General features: G+C 69.5%; 6 protein-coding genes. All 6 read right to left on the bottom strand.

What is annotated here, in order from left to right; all coding sequences use genetic code 11:
* On the bottom strand, positions 1 to 906 hold a 906-nt coding region (gene hisS / locus AAG801_RS39895; protein WP_341893413.1), incomplete at its 3' end, for a histidine--tRNA ligase.
* Positions 907 to 970: 64 nt separating this feature from the next.
* Positions 971 to 2,251, bottom strand: coding sequence for a flavodoxin-dependent (E)-4-hydroxy-3-methylbut-2-enyl-diphosphate synthase (gene ispG, locus AAG801_RS39890; RefSeq protein WP_341893412.1), 1,281 nt, complete (start codon positions 2,249 to 2,251; stop codon positions 971 to 973).
* Between the two features lie 10 nt (positions 2,252 to 2,261).
* Entirely contained in the window at positions 2,262 to 3,131 is an 870-nt protein-coding gene (locus tag AAG801_RS39885; protein ID WP_341893411.1) for a helix-turn-helix domain-containing protein, read from the bottom strand.
* On the bottom strand, positions 3,124 to 3,930 hold the full coding sequence (gene pilW, locus AAG801_RS39880) for a type IV pilus biogenesis/stability protein PilW (RefSeq protein WP_341893410.1): 807 nt from the start codon (positions 3,928 to 3,930) through the stop codon (positions 3,124 to 3,126). The genes AAG801_RS39885 and pilW overlap by 8 nt, the downstream gene beginning before the upstream one ends.
* Entirely contained in the window at positions 3,927 to 5,078 is a 1,152-nt protein-coding gene (rlmN, locus tag AAG801_RS39875; protein WP_341893409.1) for a 23S rRNA (adenine(2503)-C(2))-methyltransferase RlmN, read from the bottom strand. Before rlmN ends, pilW begins: the two co-directional genes overlap by 4 nt.
* A 5-nt stretch (positions 5,079 to 5,083) precedes the next feature.
* The gene (ndk, locus tag AAG801_RS39870) at positions 5,084 to 5,509 is read right to left on the bottom strand and encodes a nucleoside-diphosphate kinase (protein WP_341893408.1); all 426 of its coding nucleotides are present in this window, start codon (positions 5,507 to 5,509) and stop codon (positions 5,084 to 5,086) included.
* Positions 5,510 to 5,605: the final 96 nt, after the last annotated feature.

Genomic DNA, 5,605 nt, shown 5'->3' with positions numbered 1-5,605 from the left:
CGGCTTGCCGCCGAGCTGTTCGATCAGCCCGTCGTAGCGGCCGCCGCCGCACACCGTGCCCTGGGCGCCGAGCTTGTCGGTGATCCACTCGAACACGGTGAGGTTGTAGTAGTCCATGCCGCGCACCAGGCGCGGGTTGAGGCGGTAGGCCAGGCCCGCGGCGTCCAGCACGGCGCGCACTGCGTCGAAGTGCGCCAGCGACTCGGCACCGAGGAAGTCGGGCAGTTGCGGCGCGGCTTCGATCAGCGCCTGCATCGCCGGGTTCTTGCTGTCCAGGATGCGCAGCGGGTTGGTGTGCAGGCGGCGCTTGGCGTCCTCGTCGAGCTGCCCCGCGTGGGCTTCGAAATACTGGATCAGGGCGGCGCGGTGCGCCAGCCGCTCGGCCGGCTGGCCGAGGCTGTTCAGCTCGAGCTTGACGTCGCGATCCTCGACGATGCCGAGTTCGCGCCACAGCGCGCGCAGCATCAGGATCAGTTCGGCGTCGACGTCCGGCCCGGCATAGCCCAGCGCCTCGGCGCCAAACTGGTGGAACTGGCGCGAGCGACCCTTCTGCGGCCGCTCGTGGCGGAACATCGGCCCGATGTAGAACAGGCGCCGGCCGCCGTCGCGCAGCAGCGAGTGCTCGGTCATCGCACGCACCACGCCGGCGGTGTTCTCCGGGCGCAGCGACAGGCGGTCGCCGTTCATCGAGTCCTCGAAGGAGTACATCTCCTTCTCGACGATGTCGGTCACCTCGCCGAGGCCGCGCACGAAGAGGGCCGTCGGCTCGACGATCGGCGTGCGCACGTTGAGGTAGCCGTAGCGCTGCATCAGCGCGCGGATCCTGTCCTCGAGCCACTCCCAGCGCGCGGAGTCCGGCGGGAGGATGTCGTTCATGCCCTTGACGGCGCGGATGGGTTCAGCCATTGAGTTCGATTCAGCGTGGGCACTGCCGCGCGCTGGCGGCAGGCCGTTCGGATGGGGCTGCGCTTCAGACCGCGGAGGCCGAGCCGAAGCGCTTCTCGATGTAGTCCTCGACGATGCGGTGGAACTCCTGCGCGATGCCTTCGCCGCGCAGCGTCAGCGCCTTCTCGCCGTCGATGAACACCGGCGCGGCCGGCGCCTCGCCGGTGCCGGGCAGGCTGATGCCGATGTCGGCATGCTTGCTCTCGCCGGGGCCGTTGACGATGCAGCCCATCACCGCGACCTTCATGGTCTCGACGCCGGGGTACTTGCTCTTCCACACCGGCATCTGCGCGCGCAGGAAGTCGTCGATCTGCTTGGCCAGTTCCTGGAACGTGGTGCTGGTGGTGCGGCCGCAGCCGGGGCAGGCGGTCACGCTCGGGTTGAAGGCGCGCAGGCCGAGCGACTGCAGGATCTCCAGCGCCACCACCACTTCCTGCGTGCGTGCCTCGCCGGGCTGCGGCGTCAGGCTGACGCGGATGGTGTCGCCGATGCCGTCCTGCAGCAGCAGCGCCAGCGCGGCGGTCGAGGCCACCGTGCCCTTGGTGCCCATGCCGGCTTCGGTCAGGCCCAGGTGCAGCGGGTAGTTGCAGCGCCTGGCCAGCGCACGGTAGACGCTGACCAGGTCCTGCACGCCGGACATCTTGCACGACAGGATGATCTGCTCCGGCGGCAGGCCGATCTCTTCGGCGCGGCGCGCCGACTCCACCGCCGAGGTGATGATGGCGCGGTACATGATCTGCTGCGGCTCGTGCGGCTCGGCCAGGCGGCCGTTCTCGTCCATCATCTGTGCCAGCAGTTCCTGGTCGAGGCTGCCCCAGTTGACGCCGATGCGCACCGGCTTGCCGTGCTTCGCCGCCACCTCGACCATCTGGGCGAACTGCTTGTCCTTCTTGTCGCCCTTGCCGACGTTGCCCGGGTTGATGCGGTACTTGCTGAGCGTCTGCGCACAGGCCGGGAACTCGGTCAGCAGGCGGTGGCCGTTGTAGTGGAAGTCGCCGATCAGCGGCACGTCGATGCCCATGCGGTCGAGCTGCTCGCGGATGTGCGGCACGGCCTGCGCGGCTTCAGGCGTGTTGACCGTGATGCGCACCATCTCCGAGCCGGCGATCGCCAGCTCCTTGACCTGGATCGCCGTCTCGATCACGTCGACGGTGTCGGTGTTGGTCATCGACTGCACGCGCACCGGCGCGCCGCCGCCGATCGTCACCTCGCGCGCGCCCCAGCGCACGACGGCCTGGTGCGAACGCCGCTGTGCCGGGCGTGCCGGTTCGATGAACTCGTCGAGGGTTTCGCGCGGGTCGTTCATGCCGGTCCGATCACTTCAGTTCCATGCGCACCACGTTGTCGCGCGTGGCGCCGGTCAGTTCGACCGGCTTGCCGCGGAACGACACCTGCGTGGCACTGGCGTTGCCGATGGTCAGGCGGATCGGCGCCACGCCGTCCACGCCCACCGCCTCGCCCGGCTGCAGCAGCCGCGACAGCAGCGGCTGGCCGCGCCCGTCGATCACCTCGACCCACGACTCGGCGCTGACGCGCAGTTGCAGCGCGCCGGCCACCGGCGCGACCACCGCCGCGACGCTTGCGGCGTCGTCGGGCACCGCCGGGGCGGAATGCACCGTCTCGACGACCACCGATGCCGGTGACGCCGGCGGCTGCACGGCAGCCGACGCCGGCACCTCGGGCGCCGCCAGCGGCTCGACGACACGCGCCGCCGTCGCCGCGGGGGCCGAGGCCGGGCCCGATATCGGCAGCGTGACGATGCCGGCCGGCAGGAAGTAGACGGCCGCGGTGACCAGCAACAGCAGCAGGGGCGCCCACACCGCGGGCGAGCCGATGAACGACCAGTCGCCACTCTGCGCCGGCGCCGAGCGCTCGCGGAACGGCGCGTTGATGCCCTCGCCGACATGCTCCAGCCGCTGGCCGGGCAGCCGCGGCAGCAGCGCCAGCACCGGAGCCGGATCGATCTTCAGCGTGCGGCACACCGTCTGCGCCAGTGCGCGGGTGAAGGTCGCGTCGGGCAGTTCGTCGAAGCGGTCGTTCTCCAGCGCCTCGAGCTTGCGCTGCGGCACCTTGGTCGCGGCAGCCAGCATGGCGATGTGCATGCCCTGCGCCTGGCGCGCCTGGCGCAGCAGTCCGCCGGCCGTGGTCGGCCCGGGTGTCGGCACGTCGGCCGCGGTCTCACTCATCGAACTGTCCTCGCTCGAACGCTATCGCCTCCCGCGTCTCGCGATAGCGACTGAGCAACTGGTTGCCCAGGTCCCGGACACCGGTCTTGTTGCCCAGCTTGTGCTCGATGCGCGCCGCCAGCCACAGCGTCTGCGCGCTGACGTAGGACGGATTGGCATTGACGCGGCGGATGTGGAAACGCGCGCGCTCTGCCTCGCCGCGGCGCAGCAGCACCTCTGCCAGGTTCACGGACGTCGACGGATTGCTCGGGTCCGCCTGGTAGGAACGCTGCAGCGCCTTCTCGGCCTCGTCGAGCTGGCCGGCGAAGGCGTGGCACACCCCTTGCGCCAGCAGGATGCGCGAGGGATCGCGCCGCTGCGCCACCGCCAGCGCCTGTGTGAACTGCGCGTTGCCTTCCGCGTAGCGCTTGTGCTGGCACAGGTACCAGCCGAAGTTCTGCAGGGCGTCGACGTCGCGCGGGTTGATCGTCAGCGCGCGGCGGAAGTCGTCCTCGGCGGCCTGATCCTTGCCCAGGCTGGCGTTGATCAGACCGCGCAGGTTGTAGCCGTTGACGAGGTTCGGGTCGGCAGCCAGCGCCCGGTTGACTTCCTGCAGCGCCACGTCCATCTGGTTGCGCCCGAAGTACGCAGTGGCCAGCTCCAGCCGCACCTGGGCGCGGCGCTTCGCATCGGCCTCTTCCGGCGCCGGCTGCAACGGCCGGACGTCGCTGACCGGGCCGGACGTCGTCGTCGTGGTGGTCGAACAGCCGGCCAGCCAGGCCAGCGCGACCATCGCACACCCGCGGGCAATGCCCTTCATGCCTTGGTCTCCTGCATAGTCGCCGCGCGCCGCAGCACCTTCACCGGGGCGCGCACCAGGCGCTCGTGCACACGTGTGCGGTCCTGCACCTCGCCGGCGAGCTGCCCACAAGCGGCATCGATGTCGTCGCCGCGCGTCTTGCGCACGGTGGTGACGATGCCGGCACGCTGCAGCACTGCGGCGAAAGCCTGCACGCGCGGTGCGGGCGAGCGCAGCAGGCCCGAGGCCGGGAACGGGTTGAACGGAATCAGGTTGATCTTGCAAGACACCGCCGTGGACTGATCCTCGACGAGCAGCCTGACCAGCGCGCGCGCCTGCGCATCGCTGTCGTTGACACCGTCGAGCATGCAGTACTCGAAGGTGATGAAGTCGCGCGGCGCCGCGTCGAGATAGCGGCGGCACGCCGCCAGCAGCTCGGCCAGCGGGTACTTGCGGTTCAGCGGCACCAGCTCGTCGCGCAACGGATCGTCCGGCGCGTGCAGCGACACCGCCAACGCCACCGGGCAGTCCTCGCGCAAGCGGTCGATCATCGGCACCACGCCGGAGGTCGACACCGTCACGCGGCGGCGCGACAGGCCGTAGCCGTGGTCGTCGAGCATGGTGCGCAGCGCAGGCACCAGCGCGGCATAGTTCTGCAGCGGCTCGCCCATGCCCATCATCACCACGTTGGTGACGGCGCGCTCGCCCTCCTTCAGCCCCAGGCGTGCGCGTAGCGCGTGCTCGGCGTGCCAGAGCTGCGCGAGGATCTCGCCGGTGGCGAGATTGCGGCTGAAGCCCTGGTGGCCGGTGGAGCAGAAGCGGCAACCCACCGCGCAACCGGCCTGCGACGACACGCACAGCGTGCCGCGGTCGGCCTCCGGGATGAAGACGGTCTCGACGGCGTTGCCAGCACCGACGTCGAACAGCCACTTCACCGTACCGTCGGCCGACACATGCTCGCCGACCACCGGCAGCGAACGCACCTCGGCCCGGTCGCGCAGCTTGTCGCGCAGCGAACGCGCCAGGTCGCTCATCGTGTCGAAATCCGACGCGCCCTTCTGGTGGATCCAGCGGAACAGCTGCGTGGCGCGAAAGCGCTTCTCGCCGAGCTGTTCGACGAACGCAGTCAACCCGTCCCGGTCGAAATCGAGCAGGTTGACCCGTTCCACGTCGTTCAGCGCGAGTAGACGTTCATGCCGGGGAAGAAGAACGCCACTTCCACGGCGGCGGTTTCCGGCGCGTCCGAGCCGTGCACTGCGTTGGCGTCGATGCTGTCGGCGAAGTCGGCGCGGATGGTGCCCTTCTCGGCCTTCTTCGGGTCGGTCGCGCCCATCAGCTCGCGGTTCTTGGCGATTGCGTTCTCGCCCTCGAGCGCCTGGATCATCACCGGGCCCGAGATCATGAAGTCGACCAGGTCCTTGAAGAACGGGCGGGCCTTGTGCACGGCATAGAACTGCTCGGCTTCGCCGCGCGAGAGGTGGACCATCTTGGCCGCGACGATCTTCAGGCCGGCGCCTTCGAAGCGGGCGTAGATCTGGCCGATCACGTTCTTCGCGACGGCGTCGGGTTTGATGATCGAAAGGGTGCGTTCGAGCGCCATGAATTCTTCTCCTGAATCAATAACTTGGCAAAGTTTCGGATTGTAGCCCGCGAAGCGTGGCGGCCTTGTGTCGCGAGGACTTAGCGGCCGCGGCGG

It is taken from the genome of Variovorax sp. YR752 (genome assembly GCF_943372545.1).
The sequence above is the reverse complement of the archived record's forward strand: the minus strand, read 5'-3'. Positions and strand labels throughout refer to the sequence as shown.

Coding starts and splice junctions, on each gene's coding strand:
- ispG (WP_341893412.1), bottom strand. CDS start 2,251: ATGAACGACCCGCGCGAAACCCTCGACGAGTTCATCGAACCGGCACGC.
- pilW (WP_341893410.1), bottom strand. CDS start 3,930: ATGAAGGGCATTGCCCGCGGGTGTGCGATGGTCGCGCTGGCCTGGCTG.
- ndk (WP_341893408.1), bottom strand. CDS start 5,509: ATGGCGCTCGAACGCACCCTTTCGATCATCAAACCCGACGCCGTCGCG.
- AAG801_RS39885 (WP_341893411.1), bottom strand. CDS start 3,131: ATGAGTGAGACCGCGGCCGACGTGCCGACACCCGGGCCGACCACGGCC.